Origin of the sequence: Pseudocitrobacter vendiensis (genome assembly GCF_943590815.1) — a bacterium.
Lineage (GTDB): Bacteria > Pseudomonadota > Gammaproteobacteria > Enterobacterales > Enterobacteriaceae > Pseudocitrobacter > Pseudocitrobacter vendiensis.
Genome location: NZ_CALSBS010000001.1, coordinates 483504 through 505842 on the forward strand (window position 1 = coordinate 483504; position 22339 = coordinate 505842).

Consider the following 22339-nt stretch of genomic DNA (forward strand, 5'->3'; position numbering starts at 1 on the left):
CGTAATATCCTGATCAATAAATGCTGACAGATTACTGGATGCGAATACTGCTGCAAGCTTTAAGGACAAAAAATATGATGAGTGGCGAAATTGGCGGCAGTGCGCGCGTTTATGGCTGCCCTGTGCGGATTGACGTACACTTAGCGCAAAGGCCAGGAGGATAATGATGACTGAAAGTGATATTGCAGACATTTTGAACACTACGCGCACCATTGCGCTGGTTGGCGCAAGTGACAAACCCGATCGCCCAAGCTATCGGGTGATGAAATATTTGCTGGATCAGGGTTACCGCGTGATACCGGTCTCGCCAAAAGTGGCGGGTAAAGAACTGCTGGGTCAGAAGGGCTACGCAACGCTTGCGGATGTGCCGGAAAAAATCGATATGGTTGATGTTTTCCGTAATTCAGAAGCGGCCTGGGGCGTGGCGCAGGAAGCGGTAGCCATAGGGGCAAAAGTACTGTGGTTACAGCTGGGCGTGATTAACGAACAGGCGGCCGTGCTGGCGCGCAATGCGGGGCTTAGTGTCGTGATGGATCGCTGCCCGGCGATTGAAATTCCGCGTCTGGGGCTGGCGAAATAATTGATTCCGCCCGGTGGAACACTCGGGCGGTCTCTGATTTTCCTGCGTACAGAACGCCGTTAAACGGTCAGCGCATTCACCACGTCGGCGACGCTGACAACGGCTTTAATGCCGCCAATCCCGGTTCCCAGTGAGATATAACCTTCATCCGTATTGCCTTCCAGCATACCCAACCGCAAGCCACGAAGCCCGCCCATCGCGTAGCCAATCTCCTCTTTACTGGCCCCGGACTTGTCCATAGCAACCAGTTTCTCGGTCAGTTTCCCCGGCAGAGAGCGGTAGTAGTCCGGCAGGGTACGGAACAGACTTAAATCCAGCCCGTTTGCCGCGACAATTTTTTCTTTAATCGATTGCGGTACGCGGTTTTCCAGCGTGCTGATAAACACTGAACCCGCGAAGACACCTTCCGCGCCCAATGCGTGGGCGGCTCTGGCTGTACGTTGATCAACAATCCCCCCGGCGGCGAGTACAGGCACGTTTTCTACAGCATCGACGATCATCGGGACGATGGAGAAGGTGCCCAACGCGGTGGCAGGCAGGGTTCCGCCTTCGTCAAAACCGGTCGCTACGATGATATCCGCGCCAGCGCGTTCAGCTTCACGGCTGTTGGCGGGCGTAGGGTTGATATCACGATAAATAATGGCAATGCCGGCGGCTTTTAGCTCAGCAAACAGCGCAGGAATAATCGCGCCTTCACCATAGCCGGTATAGACCACGGCTTTCACCGCTTCTTCTTTGACAACCTGCAAGATGCCCGGCGTCCAGATGTCGTTCTGCGGTGAAGGGATAAGATTCACGGCAAACGGCTTTTCGGTTAATTGCTTGGTTTTGCGGATCTCTTCGCGCATTTTCTCGGCGGTTTCTTGCGGGGTAGAGACCGCCGTTTCAGCGGTAAGACCTGCGTTTGGCCCCAAAACCCCCAGCCCGCCGGCGTTGCTTACGGCGGCAACCAAACGCGCATCGGTTAACCACGAGAGTGGGCCCTGAATAACCGGTTTTTCAATGCCTAAAATCTGGCAGATACGATTCGTTTTCATGATCTTATTTCCTCGTCACGAACTCATTTCTGGTGTGGGAGGGAGTGTATAGCGATTTATTGTTCATAAAAATAGTGAAAAAAGTTCTTCACTGTTATTAAATTAGTAACAATAGAAACTGACGACGGTCATCGCACATGCAATTGAATCTGTTTGAAAATATTAAGATATTCATGGAAATAGTCGACGCCGGAAGCTTTACACAAGCGGCGGAAAACCTGGAACTGCATCGCCCGGCGGTCACCAAAGCGGTGCAGCAACTGGAAACGCAATGCGGCGTCCGCTTACTTCAGCGTACCACGCGGCGCATCGCGTTAACTTCGGAAGGCGAAGAGTTTTACCGCCGTAGCAAACCTTTGTTGTATCAGGCCGATGAACTCCTGGCATCATTTGCACCGGACCGCCCATTACACGGGCAGCTGCGCGTCGATACGCCGGTTGCCTTTGCTCGTCAGTTGGTGGTTCCCCGGCTCGCTGAATTTTATGCCGAACACCCTGACCTTGAGATTATCCTCACCGGTACCGATGTACGGCGCGATATGCTGCGCGAGGGGCTGGACTGCATGCTGCGCGTCGGGAAGCTTGATGACGGCGACTATATGGCGCGCCCGATGGGCGAGGTGAGGAGAATGACCTGCGCCAGCCCAGGGTATCTTGCGCAGCATGGCACGCCGCAGACGCTTGACGATCTGCGTCATCATCAGGCCATTAACTGGATTGTAAGCAATAATCGCGAGATCGTGCCCTGGCACTTTACGACGTCTCAGGGCGTCGAAGAACGCGTTCTGCCGGGGCGATTGATTCTGGATAATGCCGAGGTCTATATTTCGGCGGGTCTTTCCGGGCTCGGATTGTTGCAGGGGATGAATTTCTTCTTACAGCCCTATATCGATAGCGGGCAGTTGGTCGAGGTACTGCCGAATTTTCCCTGCCCATCGCGTAAGTTATCGCTTATCTACCCGCATCGGCATCTGCCGCAGAAGGTAAGGGTATTTGCGCAATGGCTGGAAAGCGTGTTGCAGGCGTTATGACCGAATTAATGTAAAAAAAAACACCGCTCACGCAAGTGAACGGTGTGATTAGGGTGTGTAGCGGGGGGTTAGTTACGCAGTCGCGGCGCCTGAAGCTGCTGGCGAATAGTACGCGCCAGCTCATCCATCGAAGGTTGTTCCGGATGATCTTCACGCACTTCACCACTCAACTGTGCTTCAGCCAGATAGGTGTGAACCGGCTGACCGTCTTCATCTTCCATGACCACGTGGTACCACGGCAGCATACGAAGTTCATCGTTTGCCGCCAGTTCATCGGGCTCAGGTTCATCAAGTGAGTATTCCGGGTCGATATCGACAACCACGCCCAGATACCCTAATAAGGAATGACGGACCTGTTGGCCGATACCGAATTTGCTGGCAATCATAGTCACCTCCCGGGAAACATTAACTACATACAATATGTGGTCGTTGTTTCGCTTTTCAAGTTACATGACGCGACAGGCAAACCCTTTCAGATACAGCCCTTCGGGATAAGTGGCGATCACCGGGTGATCGGCCGCCTGACGGAACTGCTCTATAAATTGTACATCACGACCGGCATCTATTGCGGCATCAGCGATGATTTTCTGGAATAAATCTGTTGTCATCAGCCCGGAGCAGGAGAAGGTCAGCAGCACGCCACCCGGATTCAGCAGTTGGATAGCGAGCATGTTGATATCTTTATAGCCACGGCAGGCGCCCTGAAGCTGGCTTTTATTCTCAACAAATTTCGGCGGATCCATCACGATAACGTCGAATTTTTCGCCCTGATCGCGGTATTTGCGCAGCAGTTTGAACACGTCGTCACGGACGAACTCCGCTTTGCTAAGATCCAGTTTGTTCAGTTCGACATTCTGTTTTGCGATATCCAGCGCTTCCTGCGACGTATCGACGCTGGTGACCTGACGGCAACCGCCCATCAGCGCAGAGACAGCGAAACCGCCGGTATAAGAGAAGCAGTTGAGGACGCGTTTGTCGGCTACATAGCGGCGTGTTGCCAGGCGGCTGTCGCGCTGATCGAGGTAGTAACCGGTTTTGTGACCGTGCTGGATATCCACCAGCAGCTTCATACCGTGTTCCTGAATTGGCAGCAGGGCTGGCGGCAGTTCACCGGTAACCGGGCCTTGCGTCAGTTCCATACCTTCTTTCTTACGCACAGCAACGTCGCTACGATCATAAATCGGGCACTCCGGGTACAGCGTTTGCAACGCGCTGATTAACGCCGCGCGCTGATATTCCGCCCCGGCGCTCAACAGTTGCAGGACGAGGAAGTTGCCAAAGCGGTCGATCGTTACGCCCGGCAACCCGTCAGATTCACCGGCAATCAGACGATAGCTATCGAGGCCATCCTGCTGTGCCAGCCAGTCGCGCCACTGCTGCGCTTGTTGCAGGCGACGGACAAAAAAGGCGATATCAATGGTTTCATCGGCATCGAACGTCCAGACGCGCGCGCGGATTTGCGATTCCGGCGAGTAAGCCCCGCGGGCTAACCATTTCCCTTTGTGATCAACGATATCAATGGTTTCACCGAGGTTGGCTTTGCCTTCCATGCGGGCAACGGCCCCGGAAAAGACCCAGGGATGGCGGCGGAGTAAGGATTTCTCACGCCCTTTGGTTAACACTAAACGTACGCTCATAGATAATTATTCTGGCTATTCGATGGGAAGGGCTGCATTTTCCCGACTTCGCCGTCCAATTGCAATGAACATGGCAATATTGCGGCCCTGCGTTCGGTAAAACGTCTGGAAAATGTCATACTTAACGGAACTTCAGGGATTGCGACGGGAGGCAAAATGACATCAGTGTGCACCATTGCGTGGGTCTATGGCCTGGTTCAGGGCGTAGGGTTTCGCTACAACACTCAGCGAGAAGCGCTACGGTTAGGGCTTAAGGGCTACGCCCGTAATATGGATGACGGCAGCGTGGAAGTGGTCGCCTGCGGCGAACAGGAGCAGGTGGAAGCGTTGCTGGCGTGGCTAAAAGCCGGAGGCCCACGCAGCGCCAGAGTTGACCGGGTTCTGGCCGAACCGCATCAACCCCAGAAAGCGTGGGATGGCTTCAGCATTCGCTATTAAATGCATTTTACCGGTTTAGGCAGGCCGGCAATTTTCGTCGCCTGCTTAGCCGGGCCTTTCGGGAATAAACGATACAGATAGCGGCTGTTGCCTTTCTCTTCGCCAAACTTATTGGCCATCGCCTTCACCAGCATGCGGATAGCGGGGGAGGTGTTAAACTCCAGATAAAACTCGCGAACAAAACGCACCACTTCCCAATGTTCCGGGCTCAGTTCGATACCTTCATTCGCAGCAATGGCAACCGCCATACCTTCGCTCCACAGGGTGGAGTCTTTCAGATAACCGTCGTTATCGGTCTCAATTTCACGGTCTTCGTAGATCAACATAATTTTTCACATGCCATACAAACGGTGGGCAGTGTAGCAAAAAAAAAGGCCCCGCATAAGCGAGGCCTTGTGATGTTCAGTCAGCGTTAATCGCGGCTGGCGAAGCCCAGGATGCTCAGCAGGCTGATAAAGATGTTGTACAGCGACACATACAGGCTCACGGTGGCGCGGATGTAGTTGGTTTCACCGCCGTGAATGATGTTGCTGGTCTCATACAGGATCGCGCCAGAAGAGATCAAAATGAACACTGCGCTGATCGCCAGATGCAGAGCCGGCAGTTGCAGGAAGATGTTTGCCACCATACCAATCAGCACCACCACAATACCTGCCATCAGCATACCGCCGAGGAAGGACATGTCTTTGCGGGTGGTCAGCACGTAGGCCGAGCAGCAGAAGAACACCAGCGCGGTACCGCCCAGTGCCATACCAATCACATCGCCCATACCGGCAGAAAGGTAGGCGTTGAGGATTGGCCCCAGGATATAACCCAGAAAACCGGTGAAGGCGAACGCGGAGATAATCCCGGTCGGTTTGTTCGCGGTTTTATAGGTCAGGAACATCAGGCCGTACATGCCGACCAGCGTCAGAATCAATCCCGGAGACGGCAGCATCAGCACGGTGCTTGCGGTTGCGGTGATCGCCGAAAACGCCAGCGTCAGGCTCAGCAGGAAATAGGTATTACGCAGAACTTTATGCGTGCTCAGCAGGGACGAGCGGTCACGCGATGAGGTAATTATGCGATCCATGATTCACTCTCTTTATGATGGATATTAATAGTGAAACAGCATAAGAAATGTCCTGCATATCCCCTAATCCTTTTACCCATCTTTACTCAGCGCAAAGACCGAGATCAACCTCTTATAGGTGACTGAAAAACATTGCCTTATATCGTTAGCAGGGCTAAGAGTGAAGAGGGTGTCTCAACAATTAAAATAAAGGCAAGGGAAATGAAACCACATCATCACAACCGTATTACCGCCATCATGCTGGCGACAGGGCTGGCGTTCCTCTCCACCTCTGCCAACGCGGCGAACGTACCGCAGGGCACGTTCCTGGCGGAAAAACAGGAACTGGTCAGAAACAACGGCAGCGAGCCCGCCTCGCTGGATCCGCATAAAGTCGAAAGTGACGTTGAATTTAATATCATCAGCGACATGTTCGACGGGCTGGTGGCGGTGAAGCCTGATGGCACGATTGAACCCCGGCTGGCGGCATCGTGGGAAAACAAAGGTAACTGGATATTCCACCTGCGCGAGGGGATTACATGGTCCGACGGCACGCCGATTACCGCACAGGATGTCGTCTGGAGCTGGCAGCGTTTGGTTGACCCGAAAACGGCGTCACCTTACGCCAGCTATCCGGGAAATATGAATATCGTCAATGCTGCTGATATTGCCGAAGGGAAAAAAGCGCCGGATACGTTGGGCGTTAAAGCGCTTGATGATAAAACGCTGGAAATTACGCTCACGCAGCCTACCGCCGCTTTTTTACCAATGCTGGCGCACCCGTCGCTGGTGGCGCTGGATAAGGTGCTGGTTACCCGCTTTGCCGAGAAATGGACTAAGCCTGAACACTTTGTCAGTAGCGGGCCCTATACGTTGTCTCAATGGGTGGTAAATGAGCGCATTGTCGGCAAACGCAATCCACGCTACTGGGATGACGCCCACACGGTGATCAATCAGGTCACTTATCTGCCCATCTCATCGGAAGCGGCAGATGTGAACCGTTATCGGGCGGGAGAAATCGACATTACCTCAACGGTACCGATTAACCAGTTTGCGCTGCTGAAGAAAACGATGCCGGAGCAGCTTGATGTCTCTCCCCATCTGGCGACCTATTACTACGAACTTAACACCACCCGCCCGCCATTTAACGACGCCCGCGTGCGCCGCGCGCTGAATATGGCGCTGGATAAAGAGATCATTGCCGGGAAAGTATTGGGGCAGGGGCAACGTCCGGCCTGGCTGGTGAGTCAGCCAGAGATTGGCGGTATCACGCTAAAAAATCCTGACTACGCCAGTTGGCCGCGCGAGAAGCGGATAGCTGAAGCTAAAAAGTTGCTCGCGGAAGCCGGTTTTGGCGACGACCACCCGCTGAGCTTTAATCTGCTCTATAACACCTCTGAGTCGCATCAACGTATCGCTATTGCCGCCGCTTCGATGTGGAAGAAAAATCTTGGTGTTGAGGCCAAACTGCAAAATCAGGAGTGGAAAACCATGCTCGACGCGAAACGCACGGGAAATTTTGACGCCGTGCGCTACGCCTGGATTGCCGATTATGACGACGCCACCACCTTCCTTAACAACTACCGTACCGGCGATAGCGGTAATACCAGCCGCTACAGCAACCCAGCCTATGATGACGCACTGGTGAATGCAGCGAAAGCCCCTGATATCGCCGCGCGCGGACGTTATTATCAGCAGGCCGAAGATCTGTTAGCGCAGGATGTGCCGTCTATTCCGGTGTACCACTATGTACGATCGCACCTGGTGAAACCGTGGGTGGGCGGTTTTACGCCCGACCGACTGGGTTATTACTTCACAAAAGATATGTACATCAAGAAGCATTGATCAAAATGAGCGCGCTGTAAGTGCCGAAAAACTCGCCATTTTGTTGCAATTTCAGACGAATAACACGTTTTTGACTGTTTTTCAGGCAAACGAACAAAATGGGGCTTTACAGGTCGGAGCGGGATGTTTATAGTGCGCCTCATTGGAAGCGTGGCCGAGCGGTTGAAGGCACCGGTCTTGAAAACCGGCGACCCGAAAGGGTTCTAGAGTTCGAATCTCTACGCTTCCGCCAAATATGAAACCCCAGACAAGAAATTGTCTGGGGTTTTTTGCTTTTCTGTCGGTTTCCTGTATGTCATTTCCGTCAGGCTGGCGTTGGTGAGTTCAGGAATACATCGGACAGATTCGTGACTAGCATCTGTTTTACCTTGCAGCCTGAGTTCCAGGATACTGTCGGGCGATGATGTCATTCAACTAAGCTTTATCTCAGGATGAAAAAATGTGGCCTGAGCAAAGAGCAGTACCGAATGTAATCATACCAGCCGCTGTTAAGGGATAAGAACAGGCAAAAGCAGAATTAGCCTGGATTTCAGGTAACACGGATGTGATAAATTGTATCAATTAATATGCACTTGTTAAGGAGAGGCAAATGCGAAAGATACTATTACTGGCCGCTGTGCTGCTGGCGTCACAGCCACTGGTGATTCAGGCGGAAGAGATAACGCTATTACCTTCAATTAAGCTACAAATTGGCGATCGTGATTCATATGGTCACTACTGGGATGGTAACCACTGGCAAAACCGGGATTACTGGGATCGCCATTATGAATGGCACGATAAGCACTGGCGTAAAAAAGCGAAGAAACAGCGCAAAGCTTATGAGAAAGGCTATAAAGACGGCCAAAAGGCCTATAAGCATGACCGGAAGAAACATCATCACCATCACTGAGTAGGGAAAAGGCCTGTTTCAGGCTTTATCTTTACGGGATGTTCTGGTCTTTGTACGCGTAGTATCAAATAGGATTAAGTTAACAAAAAGCACTGCATTACTTCACGTTTTTAACATGTTTTTAATTAAACTGAGCCTCATCAGTTCCCGCCTGACATACATTCATTCTATTGATAAATAAAGCTATCCAGAAATGTTGCAGTATATCTCCCTGATCTTATGGATAAATACAAACAATTACATTCATTGACTTGATTTTACTTAAAGTGCAATGTCCCTCTTTATCACGTGTCTTTTATTAAGATGATATTGATTATCAGGGAATTGATGGATGGTGTTTTCTCCACGGCAAGCGGCTGTCGCACTTTTTTTTAGCGGTATTTCCTTTTCAGGCATGACGGCCCTTTTATCGCCTGCTGACCGTAATTCGATTCAGCAGCAGCAACAGCAACTGCTGGAACAAAACCAGCAGCAGCGTGATGAGCTTCAGCGCGCCACACCGATACCGCAGGAACGTCCTTCATCCGCACCGGCAGATGCAGTGGGCCCTTGCTTTACGCTCAATCACATTACCCTGCAAAATGCGTCGCTGATGTCCCCACAGGAACAGCAAAAAATGGTTCGCCCGTGGCAGGGGCGTTGCCTCAATATTGCGCAAATCACCCAGCTCACGAATCAGATCTCTGACTGGTATATTCAGCGTGGCTATATCACCAGCCGGGCATATCTGACGGAGCAGGATCTCTCTGGCGGTGAATTACATATCGCCGTGCTGGAAGGTCGTTTGCAACAAATCCGCCTGGAAGGTGTACCTGCGCGTACACTGGCAATGACCTTTCCTGGCCTGGAGGGTAAACCGCTAAACCTACGGGATATCGAGCAGGGTATGGAGCAAATTAACCGCATACGTACCGCTCCCGTACAAATTGAAATCTTGCCCGGAGAGCTGCCGGGCGACTCCATTGTAAACCTCACCGCCACGCCGGAGTTTCCACTTCAGGCATCCGTCACGTTTGATAACAGCGGCCAGAAAAGTACGGGTGTCGGACAAATCTCCGCCTCGCTGGTCGGGAATAACTTGTTAGGTCTGGCAGATAAATGGTTTATCAGCGGCGGGCGAAGCAGCGCGTTTTCTCATTCGCGCGATGCGAAAAATCTTGCCGCAGGTGTCAGCATCCCCTATGGCTATGGTCTGTTTGATTACACCTACACCTGGAACGACTATCTCAACGTCATTGATAACGCCGGCTACAACTGGCGATCCACGGGTGACACGGAAACGCACCGGATAAATTATTCCCACGTGTTGTTTCGCAACGGCGACCTGAAAACCGGCGTTTCTCTCGGTCTGAACCACCGTGTAAACCGTAATTTCCTTGATGGTGTGAAACTGGAAAGCAGCAGCCAGGAGTTCACCAGCCTGCTGTTTGGCCTCAATCATACCCAGAAAATCCTCGGCGGCGTGGCGACATTCAACCCTACCTTCAGCCGCGGAATGCCGTGGTTTAACGCCACTGACGATCACCTTTACCCCGATCAGCCGAAAGCGCAGTTCCGCAAATGGAGCGTTAACGCCAGCTGGCAGCGCGGGCTGACGGATAAGCTGTGGTGGCTTTCCAGCGTCTACTGGCAGTGGTCACCAGACCGGCTTTATGGCAGCGAACGCCTGAGCATTGGCGGTGAAAGTTCCGTACGCGGTTTTAAAGAACAGTACATCTCTGGCGATAACGGCGGCTACTGGCGTAATGAAATCAATTACACCCTGTTCACGATGCCTGTTCTGGGGCAAATCGGCACGATGGCGGCGCTGGACAGGGGCTGGCTGAAAAAGGATGCCAGCGACCAATATGCCGCAGGCACGTTGTGGGGCGGTGCTGTCGGACTGACCAGCGCCGGGCGCAGGTTTTCCAGCCAGTTCACCGTTGGTACGCCGCTGGCGTATCCAGGCTGGCTTTCGCCGGATCATCTCAATATTTATTACCGCATTTCAGTGGCACTTTAAGGGGCAGGATGATGGAAAAGGATCAGGTTCGTTTTTCCCAACGTGTCGTGAGTGGGCTGTTCAGCCTGCTGCTGATTACACAGCCTGTGCTCCCGGCCATTGCGGCCTCCATCACCCCATCCGGCAATACGCAGATGGATAAAGCGGGCAACGGTGTGCCCGTTGTAAACATCGCCACGCCAAATCAGTCCGGTATTTCGCACAACAAATATCACGATTACAACGTTGGCAAAGAGGGGCTGATCCTCAATAACGCCACCGGCAAGCTGAATCAGACCCAGCTTGGCGGCCTTATCCAGAATAACCCCAACCTGAAAGCCGGGCAGGAAGCCAAAGGTATTATCAACGAAGTGACCGGCACGAATCGCTCGCAGCTTCAGGGCTACACCGAAGTGGCGGGGAAAGCGGCTAACGTGATCGTGGCGAACCCCTATGGCATCACCTGTAACGGCTGCGGATTTATCAATACCCCTAACGCCACGCTGACTACCGGAAAGCCGGTGCTCGACGCGAACGGTAAACTCCAGTCGCTCGATGTCACAAAAGGCAGCATTACCATAGAAGGGCTGGGGCTGGATGGCAGCCAGAGCGACGCCGTATCGATTATCGCCCGAGCCACGGAAATCAACGCCGCGCTGCATGCGAAAGATTTAAAGGTCATCGCCGGAGCCAATCGGGTATCGGCCAGCGGTGAAATCACTGCGCTGAAAGGTGAAGGCGATGCGCCAAAAGTTGCCGTCGATACCGGTGCGCTGGGGGGCATGTATGCCAACCGTATTCACCTTGTTTCCAGCGAAAAAGGGCTGGGCGTTAACCTGGGGAACCTGAATGCGCGGCAGGGCGATATTACGCTGGATGCGAACGGGAAGCTGACGGTAAAAAACAGCCTGGCAAGTGGAGCGATGACGGCACAAGGGCAGGATATTGCGTTAAGTGGCGATCATAAGGCGGGCGAGAACGTATTTGTCAGCAGTCAGAACGCTATCGCCCTGAATAACGCAACGCTGGTCAGTGATAAAAACATACAGTTAAGTGCTAATGGACGGCTCACGCAGAACGGCGGCAAGCTTACAGCAGGCCAGAATCTGACAGCCAATGCGCAAACGCTCATACAGAACAACGTAGCTCAGGCAGATGCTGCTGGAAATATTGCGCTCACCAGCAGTGAAAGTATCGCTACTCAAGGAAGTATTATTGCCGGAAAACAGCTTAATGTTGTCGGAAAATCTTTGAGTAACAGTGGGCAGTGGAGTGCTGAGGAAGCTGCGAGCATTAGGGGAAGCAGCCTGAATAACGGCGGGGTTGCGCAGGGGAAATCACTGGCGATTGTCGCCGAACAGGATGTCCGTGTTACAGGGCGACTCAATGCAGCGGACTCACTGAATATCAACGCTAAATCGGTGACGACCGCCGCCAGCGCGCAGGTACAAAGTGGAAACGATCTGACGCTGACGACAGAAATTGCCTCCCTTAGCGGAACCCACGCCGCGAATAATCAATTTACCGTGGCAGCGAATACGCTGACCCATGACGGTAAATCGAATGCCCGAACTGTCTATCTTAACGCGCAAGACACTATCGCCAATAACGGCACGCTGGTGGCTGATAGCCTGAATCTTACCAGCCAGCGGCTCACCAATAGTGGCCTGATGCAGGGCAATGCGGCGCTGTATTTGCAAACGGGTGAATTAACTAACTTCAGTGGCGGTTCGCTCTACAGTATTGCTGCACTGACGCTGGATATTCCCAGTCTGACTAACCGCGGGTTGATCACGACGGATGGCAATTTACGTCTTGGCGGTAGCAGCCTGGTGAATGCAGGTGAGATCAACGGCATCAGTATGCAAAACGATTATGCGACGGTGACAAACGACGCTACAGGTCGTTTACTGGCGGGGAATGCCCTATCCATCTCAGGGCAACATCTCGATAACGCCGGTTTACTGGCGGCGAATAGCATGATGTTGAACAGCCAGTCCATGGATAACCGCGGAAATCTGCTCTCCGTCGGGGCGTTAAATCTCACCAGTCAGACGTTTAATAATGCGGGGTTGTTACAGGGAGATACCCTGACGCTGCAGACAAATGAATGGGTTAATAGTGGAAATGCGTTAGGTGAATCGGGCGTAACGGCTACGGTTCACGATCTCTTCTCCAGCCAGGGGAAAGTGTTAAGTCAGCAAAAAATGGTGTTGGCGGCCACGCGTATTGATAACCAGGGGATGCTGGCAGCGAAGCTCCTTGAGCTGCAAGGTGATCTGAACAATAGCGGGATTTTGCAGGCAAGCCAGACTCTCGCCTGGAACGGTAGCCATTTCAGTAACCTTGCTGGCGCTCAGGTGACTGGGGGCGAGGAGCTGCTGATTAATGCCAATCAGTTCGAAAATAACGGCCTGGTGGAAGGTGCTTCGGCGACGATCACCGCTGACAACCTGCAAAATAGTGGCAGTGTTCAGGCACAAAATGACCTGAAGATTGTGGCAAGCGGGCGGCTTGATAATCAGGGGAAATTACTTAGCCAGAATTTGTTTGAACTGACTGCATCCCGATTGTTTAACGACAATACCATTGCGGCAAAATCGCTCATCATCGGCTCGCCGGAACTGACCAACAACGGTCTTGTGCAGGGAAATAGTGCATTACAGCTCACTTCCCGGAATGTGCTGAATGCTCAACCGGGCCAAATAGTGAGTGGGGCGGGGCTGGTTCTGAATCTCGACAAGCTGGAAAACCACGGCCTGTTGCTGGTTAACAACGGCTTTACCCTGGAAGGCGCGCAGTTGTCTAACGTGGGCAATATTCAGGCAGACAGTGTCGATCTGCAGATGCGTGATGCGTTAAACAACCAGGGGCAGATACTGGCGAAGCACGATGCGTTAGTCAGCGCTGCCACACTGGAAAATGACGGCTCTCTGGCCGCCCAAAATATGACGCTGAGCGGAACATCAATTCGTAACGATGGCCTGGTACAGGGGAATGACAATGTGTCGGTCACTGCGGATATCCTCACAACGAACCCGACAGGCCGATGGTTAGCGGGCAAAGCGCTAACGATGGACGCAAGCCTGGTGGATAACACGGGTGTGATGCAGGGCGATACGATTGCGCTAACGGCAAAGACGCTGAACAACAGCGGGGTGCTTAATGGCCTGAGCGGCATGCAAGGGGCACTGACCGGGCAGCTTATAAACCAGGGGCAGATTCAAAGTGGTGGTGCTTTGTCGCTGGTGGCCGATAACCTGAGCAGCGCCGGACGTATTGCAGGCGATACGCTTTCGCTCACAGCCGGGGCGCTCAGTAATACCGGCCTGTGGCAGGGGATGAAGGGGTTAACACTGACTGGCGATACCCTTGCTACCGGTTCTGCATCCCGCACATTGAGCGGCGGTATGCTTGCCCTCAATGCAGGGAATATGACAACACAAGGCACCTTACAGGGGCAGAACGTTACCGTTGTCGCAAATGACTGGCAGCATAATGGCTCACTGATTAGCCTTGGTGCTCTGACGGCTGATGTTAGTAATACGCTCACTACGCCGGGCGATCTGATGAGTCAGGGAACAATGCGGCTGGTTGCACCGCAATTTGATAATAGCGGTAAGATCCTGAGTGAACGTGGTATTACGCTGGACGGTCAGCAATTGACGAACAGCGGGACAGTACAGGGAAATACGCTGGCGGCGCACCAGAATAGTATCCACAACCAGGGAACGCTGACGGGCCTGCAAAGCCTGACGCTCGAAGCGCGGGAGAATTTGACGGCTCGGGTGGCGATGGCGTCATCACAACAGGAACTGATTAACGCAGCGGGTGGCTCATTGTTGACGCAGGGCGCGCTGACAGTGACGTCCGCAGACGTTACCAATGCCGGAATATGGCAGGGGCAATCGGTGTTACTCAGTGCCCGGTCGCTGAATAATAGCGGTGCAATTCAGAGCGCCGATACGCTGCAACTGACGCTCGCCGATCATTTAACGTCTTCTGCAGGAAGTAAAATTACGGCGCTCGGTAATGCGGCTCTACAGGCGCTCTCGTTAGCTAACCAAGGGCAGTGGGCCGCCAAAAACCTTACGCTGAAGGGAACCTCGTTCGATAACGGTGGGGCGATCAGTGGTGTAAACGGTCTGACATTAGCCATGAGTGGGGCCGTCAGCCAGGCGCGTTCTGGTAGTCTGTTAAGCGGTGGCGTGCTGGATCTGAACGCAGCGTCCGTAGCTAATAGCGGTAAAATTCAGGGCGCGGTGCTTGCTGTAACTTCCGGGGCGTTAACCAACAGTGGAAGGTTGCAGGGCGATAATGGCACCACGCTGACACTTGGTGGCGATTTAACTAACAATACTGACGGAGAAATTGTCAGCCGCGAGGCGATGACGGTAAATACGTCCTCTCTTTTCAATGATGGATTAATTCAGGGTGGCAGTGATAGCCGCCTTAATGCCACAGCCCGACTGCATAATGAGGGCAAACTGCTTGCCGGCGCGGGGCTGACGCTCACCACCCCAGACTACGCCGGGACGGGCTGGCTGCAGGCGACGAATCTTATCGTTAATGCTGCAACGGCCAGTAATGACGGGAACTGGCTTGCGGATAATGCGACGCTGACAGGCAGCGATTTCACGAATAAGGGCACAACCCAGGCAGGCCAGCTTACAGTCAATTACGGCCAGTTGAACAATAACGGCACGTTAATGGGAACGTCGCAACTTCTTGTTAATGCCGTTCAGGTTAACCAGAGTGCCGCAGGCTCGTTGTTAAGCGGCGGTGATTTGTCGGTTCAGAGTACGGGTCTGAATCCTCTCGGTCAGGTGATTGCGCTGGGAAATATAACGCTGAAGCTGGTTAATGCCTTTACCGCCAAAAATACGCTTGCCGCAGGGAAAACACTTTCTGTCACCAGCGATGGTGCAATTGATAACCAGGGTGTTATGCAGGGGCAGGCAGTCAATCTGCACGCTGGCGGGCAACTCAGTAACAACGGGCAGATAACGACGGGTCGCGATGCGAGTTCATTCAGCGGTCGCAATGTCCTGCTGAATGCAGCGGGAACGCTGCAAGGTGGCGGTGATATTGCGGTGACCAGTTTAGGCAATATTTCGGTCGATGGCTTTACCGGCACCTTGGGTTCGTTGACGCTTAATGCGCCGGGCGAAATTATCAATACGGCGTTGCTGTATGCCGCAAATAACCTTGCGCTTTATGCCAACAGTATTACCAATCTGCGTGGCGATATTCTGGCGGGTAATCATCTGTGGATGCAAAAAGATGCGGCAGGCAATGCTAACGTTGAAGTTGTGAATACCTCCGGCACCATTGAGACGCAAAACGGCGACATCACCATTAAGACGGCGGCATTGCGTAATGAACGTGCTGGTTTGCAGTCAACAACGCAGCCGACAGATCTCTCCTCAAACTACGACTGGATTGGGCAATCGGATGTTGATATTCCGGTGGCTGTCCTGGGTCTCGAGACATTAATTCAGGATAAATACAGCACTTATACTCATGATGGGGCGGGTTCCTGCGGAGGCAAACCCTGCTTCCTGTATGAGGATACCCATTTCTATTATCGCCCGGTGGAAGGGTATGAAACGCGTAAATTTGCACTGAGCCAGACTGCACAGATTGTGAGTGCAGAGGGTGGCAGTGCACGTATTGCTTCCGGTAACGATATTCATATTGTTGCGAGTCAACTCAACAACCAGGCGAGCGTAATCCTGGCGAATAATGATATCAACCTGACAGGCCAGACACTCAATAATCAGAGCTACCAGAGTGGTACCTTTACTGAATACGCCGTTTATAAGTATGAACGTGTGATCACTGGGGGTTCCCCATCCTCATCTTCAGGTACCTATTCGCCGACACATCGCGATACTACTTACGAACATAATGTGCCTTATATTTTGGATGGCATTGTTACTGAGACTGAAAATGGCGAGCTGTTTCGTGCAGTGATTCAGGCTGGTGGCGATGTAACGGCAAACTTCACGGATACTATAGGTAACGAAACCGCGATCGCTAATGCCGGACGCGTCAGCAATACTCTCTCTGCACCAACGATGAATTCAATAAGTCAGCAGTCAATCGGTAACGGCGTCCAAAAACAGACACTGGTTGATAGCGGAACGGTCAACGTTAATTCCCCGCAATGGAATGACCAGCTACAAAACGCGCTACAGCAGATCAATGGCGGTGGGGCGCTCGATAATGGGGCGGTATCCGACGCCGGACTGAGTAATATCTCAGGCACACAAAAAGGCAATACCAGTCTCGGCCAACTGACAGGTTCGGTTAATCCTGGTGCAAATGGGGTGGATGTCTCCGGGCAAAATCAGGGAAAAACGGTTGATACCACTGCGTATCCGCTGCCCTCAGGGCAGAACGGTTACTTTGTTGTTTCCGACGATCCGTCAAGCCCATACCTTATCAACGTCAACCCGAAACTCAATGGCCTCGGGGAGCTTGATCCCAATTTGTTTGCTGATTTGAACGCTTTATTGGGTATTAAACCTGGCGATGTACCGCGTGAAACCAACAGCGCATATACGGATCAAAACCAGTTCCTGGGGTCATCCTATATGCTTGGCCGCCTCAACCTGAACCCGGATTATGATTACCGTTTCCTGGGTGATGCCGCTTTTGATACGCGCTATGTCAGTAACGCCATGCTGAACCAGACGGGTAGCCGCTACATTAACGGTATAGGTTCCGAGCTGGATCAAATGCGTTATCTGATGGATAACGCCGCCAGCGCACAGCAGTCGCTGGGGCTGAAATTTGGCGTGGCTCTGACGGCAGAGCAGGTGTCTTCACTTGAGCACAGTATGCTGTGGTGGGAGACCGCTGTCATCAACGGTGAAACCGTCATGATACCGAAACTCTATCTGTCACCGAAAGACGTCACGGTGAATAACGGTAGTGTGATTTCTGGCAATAATGTCCAGCTTACGGGCGGTCATATTACTAACTCTGGCAGCACGCTGCTGGCAAATAACAACCTGGTTCTCGACAGCCAGAACAGTATTAATAATCTCAATAATGGTCTGATGCAGGCAGGCGGTCACCTCGACCTGAATGCAATTGGTGATATCAATAACATCAGTTCCACGATTAGCGGCAAGACTGTCGCGCTGGAAAGTCTGGACGGCAATATTAATAACCTGACGCTGGTGGAGCAGGTTGATATTGCGAGCTTTAAAGATACCCGGCTTGGGGAAACCGCAGCTATTAACGCCCAGGACTCTCTGTCGCTCGCCGCCGGTAATAACATCACCGTGACCGGGGCAAACCTTTCATCCGGCGGCGATCTGCTGATGAATGCGTGGGGTGATGTCGCGGTGAATGCGAATCAGATCAACGATTCGTTCAGTCGTTCCACAGCCTGGCAGGTGCAGACCAGCGATGATGCCGTGAGCTGGCAGGGCAGTTCGATAAGCGCGGGCGGCAACCTGGGTATGAATGCCGGAAACAATCTTGACCTGACAGCGAGCAGCGTTAACGCAGGCAACAGTGTGGTCCTGGCCGGAGGGAACGACCTCAATCTGAATGCAGCAGATACCCGTCAGGACAGCCGTAACGGGAACAGTGAGTCGCACAGTACCGGGCTTGAACGTACCACGGTTTCTGCCGGGGGTAACCTGATTCTGAAAGCGGGCCAGGATATTAACTCTCAGGCCGCAGGCCTCGCTGCAGAAAATGATGTTACCTTGCAAGCCGGGCGTGATGTGAATCTGCAGGCCGAAGCCACGGTCAGCGGCAGCAGTACGCATGAGAAGAAAAAAACCGTCATTGATGAGTCGGTACGCCAGCAGGGTACGGAAATTGCCAGCGGCGGCAACACAACTATCGTTGCCGGGCAGGACGTCAATGCACAGGCTGCGCAGGTCACAGCACAGGGTGATATCGCCGTGGGCGCGGGTCGGGATATTAACCTGACTACCGCAACGGAAAGCGGTTACCACTACTTCGAACAGACCAAAACCAAAAAAGGGTTCCTCAGCAAAAAGACCACGCATACCATCGAGGAAGAGAGCGCCACCCGTGAAGCTGGCACGTTGCTGAGCGGTGATAACGTCACCGTTTCGGCGGGGAACAACCTGCTGCTGAAAGGCTCAAATGTGGTGGGGGACGGTGACGTGTCGCTGCACGGCGGCAATAATGTTGATATTCTGGCGGCAACCAACAGCGATACATCGTGGCGCTTTAAAGAGACCAAAAAGAGCGGCCTGATGGGCTCCGGCGGTATCGGCTTCACCATTGGCAGCAGTAAAACGACACACGACCTGCGTGAAGCAGGTACTACTCAAAGTGAGAGCTTCAGTACCGTGGGCTCGACGGGCGGTAGCGTGGTGATTTCAGCGGGAAATCAGGCGCATATTGGTGGTGCCGATATTATCGCGCAGAAAGATTTGTCGGTTATCGGGGACAGCGTGGTGATTGAACCCGGCCACGATAAACGCACCCGCGATGAGAAATTTGAGCAAAAATCCAGTGGCCTGACAGTTGCGCTCTCCGGTGCGGTGGGTGGTGCCATCAACAACGCCGTCAGCGCCGCGAAAGAGGCGAAGAGTGAGAGTGATAGCCGACTGGCGGCGCTGCAAACGACGAAAGCGGCGTTGTCGGGATATCAGGCCAGTCAGGGCGTGGCGCTGGATGCGGCCAAAGGTACGGCAGATGGGAACAATAACACCATTGGTATCAGTGCGTCTCTGACCAGCCAGCATAGTAAATCAAAACAACATCAGGAAAGTGATGCCATCGCGGGAAGCACTCTGAGTGCCGGGAACGATCTCTCTATTGTTGCCAATGGCAAAAAGGGCGGGGTAAACAGCGGTGACATTCTGATTGGTGGAAGCCAGCTGAAGGCCGGAGGCGATACGCTTCTCAGTGCGCAGAACGATATTCTGCTGAGCGGCGCAGCCAACACCCAGAAAACCACCGGAAGCAACAGCAGTAGCGGGGGCGGCGTTGGGGTTGGGATCGGCGTGGGTAGCGGTGGCTGGGGAGTTAGCGTTTTTGCTAACGGAAATTCCGCGCACGGCAATGAAAAAGGCGACGGTACCGAATGGACCGAAACCACGCTTGATAGCGGCGGCACCACGACGCTCAGCAGTGGCCGTGACACCCTACTCTCCGGGGCGCAGGTCAGCGGTGACCAAATTGTGGCAGATGTTGGCCGTGATCTTTGGCTCATCAGTCAGCAGGACAGCAATGCCTACGATTCAAAACAGAACAGCCTTGCGGCAGGTGGCAGCTTTACTTTTGGCTCGATGACAGGTTCCGGCTACATCAACGCCAGCCAGGACAAGATGAAGAGCACCTATGACTCGGTGCAGGAGCAGACCGGGTTATACGCAGGTAAGGGTGGCTACGATATTACAGTCGGTAACCATACCCAACTGGATGGCGCGGTGATTGCCTCGACGGCGACAGCGGATAAAAACAGCCTCGATACTGGCACGCTGGGCTTTAGTGATATCGGTAATAAAGCTGATTACAAGGTCAGTCACGCAGGGGCCAGTATTAGTGGCGGCGGTGATATTGGTGGTAAGGAATTTACCGGCAATATGGCCGGGGGGATGGCTTCAGCGTTAAGCCACAGTGGTCACGCAGAAGGGACGACCCAGGCGGCGGTCAGTAATGGCACGATTACGATACGTGATACCGCCAATCAGCAGCAGGATGTGGCTGACCTGAGCCGCGACACAGAACATGCCAACGACAGCATCAGCCCGATCTTTGATAAGGAAAAAGAACAGAAACGTCTGCAGGCTGTTCAACTGGTCCAGGACATCGGTAGTCAGGCGTCTGATATTGCCAGAACACAGGGGCAACTGGCAGGGCTGGCGGCACAAAAAGACCCTGAAGCACTGGATAACGCCCGGGCACAGTTACTGGCAGAGCATAAAACCGTAACCGATGAGATGGTGTCGCAGCAGGCATATGATAATGCGATGCAGCAGTACGGTACCGGAAGCGATATCCAGCGGGCCATCCAGGGCGTGACGGCCGGGCTGTCTGGCCTGGCGGGTGGCAATATAGCGGGTGCACTGGCGGGCGCGTCGGCCCCGGAACTGGCCAACCTGATTGGTCACGGGATGGGAATTGATGAAAATGACCATGCGACAAAAGCGCTGGCTCATGCAATTTTGGGTGGCGTGGTCGCATCCTTGCAGGGGAACAGTGCTACCGCCGGCGCGATGGGCGGCGCATCGGGTGAGCTGGTTGCAGCCGCAATAGCAAATGCTCTTTACCCGGGGCAGAAGCCAGCGGAGCTATCGGAAGAGCAGAAACAAACGGTCAGCGCACTGGCGTCGGTATCGGCGGGAATTGCAGGTGGGTTGACGGGTGATAGCATCTCTGGCGCGGCAGCAGGAGCGCAGGCAGGGAAGAATACGGTTGAGAATAATGCGCTTAGTGATATCGCCGAGAACAAAGCCTCAGGGATAACCCAGCAGGAGAAATACCAGAAAGCTCAGGATGCACTGGTTAAGGCGACTGAGGAGTTCAAAGTGAAGAACTGCGCTGGGCTCAGTGCAGAAGCCTGCGGTGCCAAGATGGACGAGCATCGGGATGAATTGCTTGCAGGATTTGCAGAAGCTGGCAGCGATTTTATCCCTGTCTACGGTGATATCAAGAGCTTCCAGGAAGCAGACAGTGCATTAGGCTATCTGGCGGCCGTTGTCGGAATCATGCCGGGGCTTGGTGATGAAGTCGGTGCTCTGATGAAAGGGGCTGACAAAGCCCTTAAAGCGGGCGATCTAGAAACAGCATCAAAACTGATCTCTAAAGCTAGCGATGATGTCAGTTCTGCGAAATACTTTGGTCAGGAGAGAAAATTCTGGTCAGCAGAACCAGTTGAATTTAGTGGTAATAAAGTTTATCAACGTAATGATCTTTTTGATCCTCAACAAGTGTCATCTTGGAAGGAAAAGGGCCAAACTGTGACAGGTACAAACATCGAAAGGATGGCATCGGGAAGGGCTCCGATAGGAGCGGATGGCAAATCTGTGAACCTGCACCATATGACGCAAAGCCAAAATGGCCCTATTGCGGAAGTAACTCAGTCATTCCATCAAGAAAACAGTGCAGTCATTCATATAAATCCTAATACAACGCCATCGGGTATCAATAGGCCAGTGTTTGATAAGTGGAAAAGTCAATATTGGCAGCAGCGTGCTGCGGGATATGGTAAATAAATTATGAGCGAATTTACGTTATCGGATGTTGCCAAACTTATTGCTAATAATAGTGATTTAGTGGATTTTGGTAGTTCTGAAAATGCTGTTGACAGCAAGTGGATTGACCAGGCTGAAAAAATTCTTGGTCTACCGTTTACGTCATCCTACAAAATGTTTTTAAAAGAGTATGTCGGCGGTGAAATTGGTGGCGAGGAAATATATAGTATCTATGGCATGGATTTTGATAATGTCTGTGGTGGAGATATTGTTTATCAGAATCTAACTGATTTAAAAAATGGCACAGCAAAGCAAAAACAACTAGTTGTGAGTGAAACCGATTTCGGTGAAATATTCTATTTTGACTACTCGCAATTTAAAAATGAGGAATGCCCAATATTTCAACGATTGCCATCTGGGAGTTCACTTCATTACGCGAATAACTTCTATGAGTTTTTGTACAAGCGAATTGAGGCTCACTTGAATTAGTATTTATCATTTTTACTTTTCAGCCGATAGATGGCGGTTTTTTTTCTGAGCATGGCACCTTCGGGCCAAAAACTTGCGTCGGGGAAAAATGCCGCCAGCGTCAGAATGCACTGACAAAAATGGTCTTTAACCTGCTGACTGTATAGGGAAAACACCTCTGCGT

Annotated in this window: 13 protein-coding genes and 1 tRNA gene; 9 read left to right on the top strand and 5 right to left on the bottom strand. The window is 52.6% G+C overall.

The genetic code is table 11. The features are described 5' to 3' along the window. The first annotated feature begins 166 nt into the window (after nt 1-166). Nucleotides 167-580 carry a CoA-binding protein gene (locus NMC31_RS02205; RefSeq protein WP_188016811.1) on the top strand — a complete coding sequence of 138 codons (414 nt, stop codon included), beginning with the start codon at nt 167-169 and terminating at the stop codon, nt 578-580. Between the two features lie 59 nt (nt 581-639). Here NMC31_RS02205 and NMC31_RS02210 read toward each other — a convergent pair whose 3' ends face one another. After that, the gene (locus NMC31_RS02210; protein ID WP_253896789.1) at nt 640-1617 is read right to left on the bottom strand and encodes an NAD(P)H-dependent flavin oxidoreductase; all 978 of its coding nucleotides are present in this window, start codon (nt 1615-1617) and stop codon (nt 640-642) included. 137 nt (nt 1618-1754) lie between these two features. Between NMC31_RS02210 and NMC31_RS02215 the strand changes: the two genes are divergently transcribed. Beyond that, entirely contained in the window at nt 1755-2648 is an 894-nt protein-coding gene (locus NMC31_RS02215; protein WP_253896790.1) for a LysR family transcriptional regulator, read from the top strand. A 68-nt stretch (nt 2649-2716) separates the two neighbouring features. On the opposite strand, the gene hspQ is transcribed toward NMC31_RS02215, so the two are convergent. After that, complete coding sequence (gene hspQ / locus NMC31_RS02220; protein WP_108474540.1) at nt 2717-3034, bottom strand: heat shock protein HspQ; 318 nt, start codon at nt 3032-3034, stop codon at nt 2717-2719. Between the two features lie 60 nt (nt 3035-3094). Then, on the bottom strand, nt 3095-4285 hold the full coding sequence (gene rlmI / locus NMC31_RS02225) for a 23S rRNA (cytosine(1962)-C(5))-methyltransferase RlmI (protein WP_149461550.1): 1191 nt from the start codon (nt 4283-4285) through the stop codon (nt 3095-3097). Nucleotides 4286-4441: 156 nt separating this feature from the next. On the opposite strand from rlmI, the gene yccX reads away from it, so the two are divergent. Beyond that, on the top strand, nt 4442-4723 hold the full coding sequence (gene yccX / locus NMC31_RS02230) for an acylphosphatase (protein WP_253896791.1): 282 nt from the start codon (nt 4442-4444) through the stop codon (nt 4721-4723). Here yccX and tusE read toward each other — a convergent pair. Further along, nucleotides 4720-5049, bottom strand: coding sequence for a sulfurtransferase TusE (gene tusE, locus NMC31_RS02235; RefSeq protein ID WP_108474537.1), 330 nt, complete (start codon nt 5047-5049; stop codon nt 4720-4722). The genes yccX and tusE overlap by 4 nt on opposite strands. 86 nt (nt 5050-5135) lie before the next feature. Then, complete coding sequence (yccA, locus tag NMC31_RS02240) at nt 5136-5795, bottom strand: FtsH protease modulator YccA (RefSeq protein WP_015965039.1); 660 nt, start codon at nt 5793-5795, stop codon at nt 5136-5138. Between the two features lie 201 nt (nt 5796-5996). Here yccA and NMC31_RS02245 point away from each other — a divergent pair, with 201 nt between their 5' ends. The 6 genes from NMC31_RS02245 (at nt 5997) to NMC31_RS02270 (ending at nt 22176) form a co-directional block, all read left to right on the top strand. Further along, the gene (locus tag NMC31_RS02245) at nt 5997-7619 is read left to right on the top strand and encodes an ABC transporter substrate-binding protein (RefSeq protein ID WP_253896792.1); all 1623 of its coding nucleotides are present in this window, start codon (nt 5997-5999) and stop codon (nt 7617-7619) included. Between the two features lie 144 nt (nt 7620-7763). Beyond that, a tRNA-Ser gene (locus NMC31_RS02250) sits at nt 7764-7851 on the top strand. A gap of 357 nt (nt 7852-8208) precedes the next feature. Continuing rightward, on the top strand, nt 8209-8508 hold the full coding sequence (locus NMC31_RS02255; protein ID WP_253896793.1) for a DUF2502 domain-containing protein: 300 nt from the start codon (nt 8209-8211) through the stop codon (nt 8506-8508). Nucleotides 8509-8902: 394 nt separating this feature from the next. Beyond that, nucleotides 8903-10510 (top strand): ShlB/FhaC/HecB family hemolysin secretion/activation protein, encoded by a 1608-nt coding sequence (locus NMC31_RS02260; RefSeq protein WP_253896794.1) that lies wholly within the window; start codon nt 8903-8905, stop codon nt 10508-10510. An 11-nt stretch (nt 10511-10521) separates the two neighbouring features. Then, on the top strand, nt 10522-21708 hold the full coding sequence (locus tag NMC31_RS02265; protein WP_253896826.1) for a hemagglutinin repeat-containing protein: 11187 nt from the start codon (nt 10522-10524) through the stop codon (nt 21706-21708). 3 nt (nt 21709-21711) lie between these two features. Next, entirely contained in the window at nt 21712-22176 is a 465-nt protein-coding gene (locus tag NMC31_RS02270) for an SMI1/KNR4 family protein (RefSeq protein WP_253896795.1), read from the top strand. Nucleotides 22177-22339: the final 163 nt, after the last annotated feature.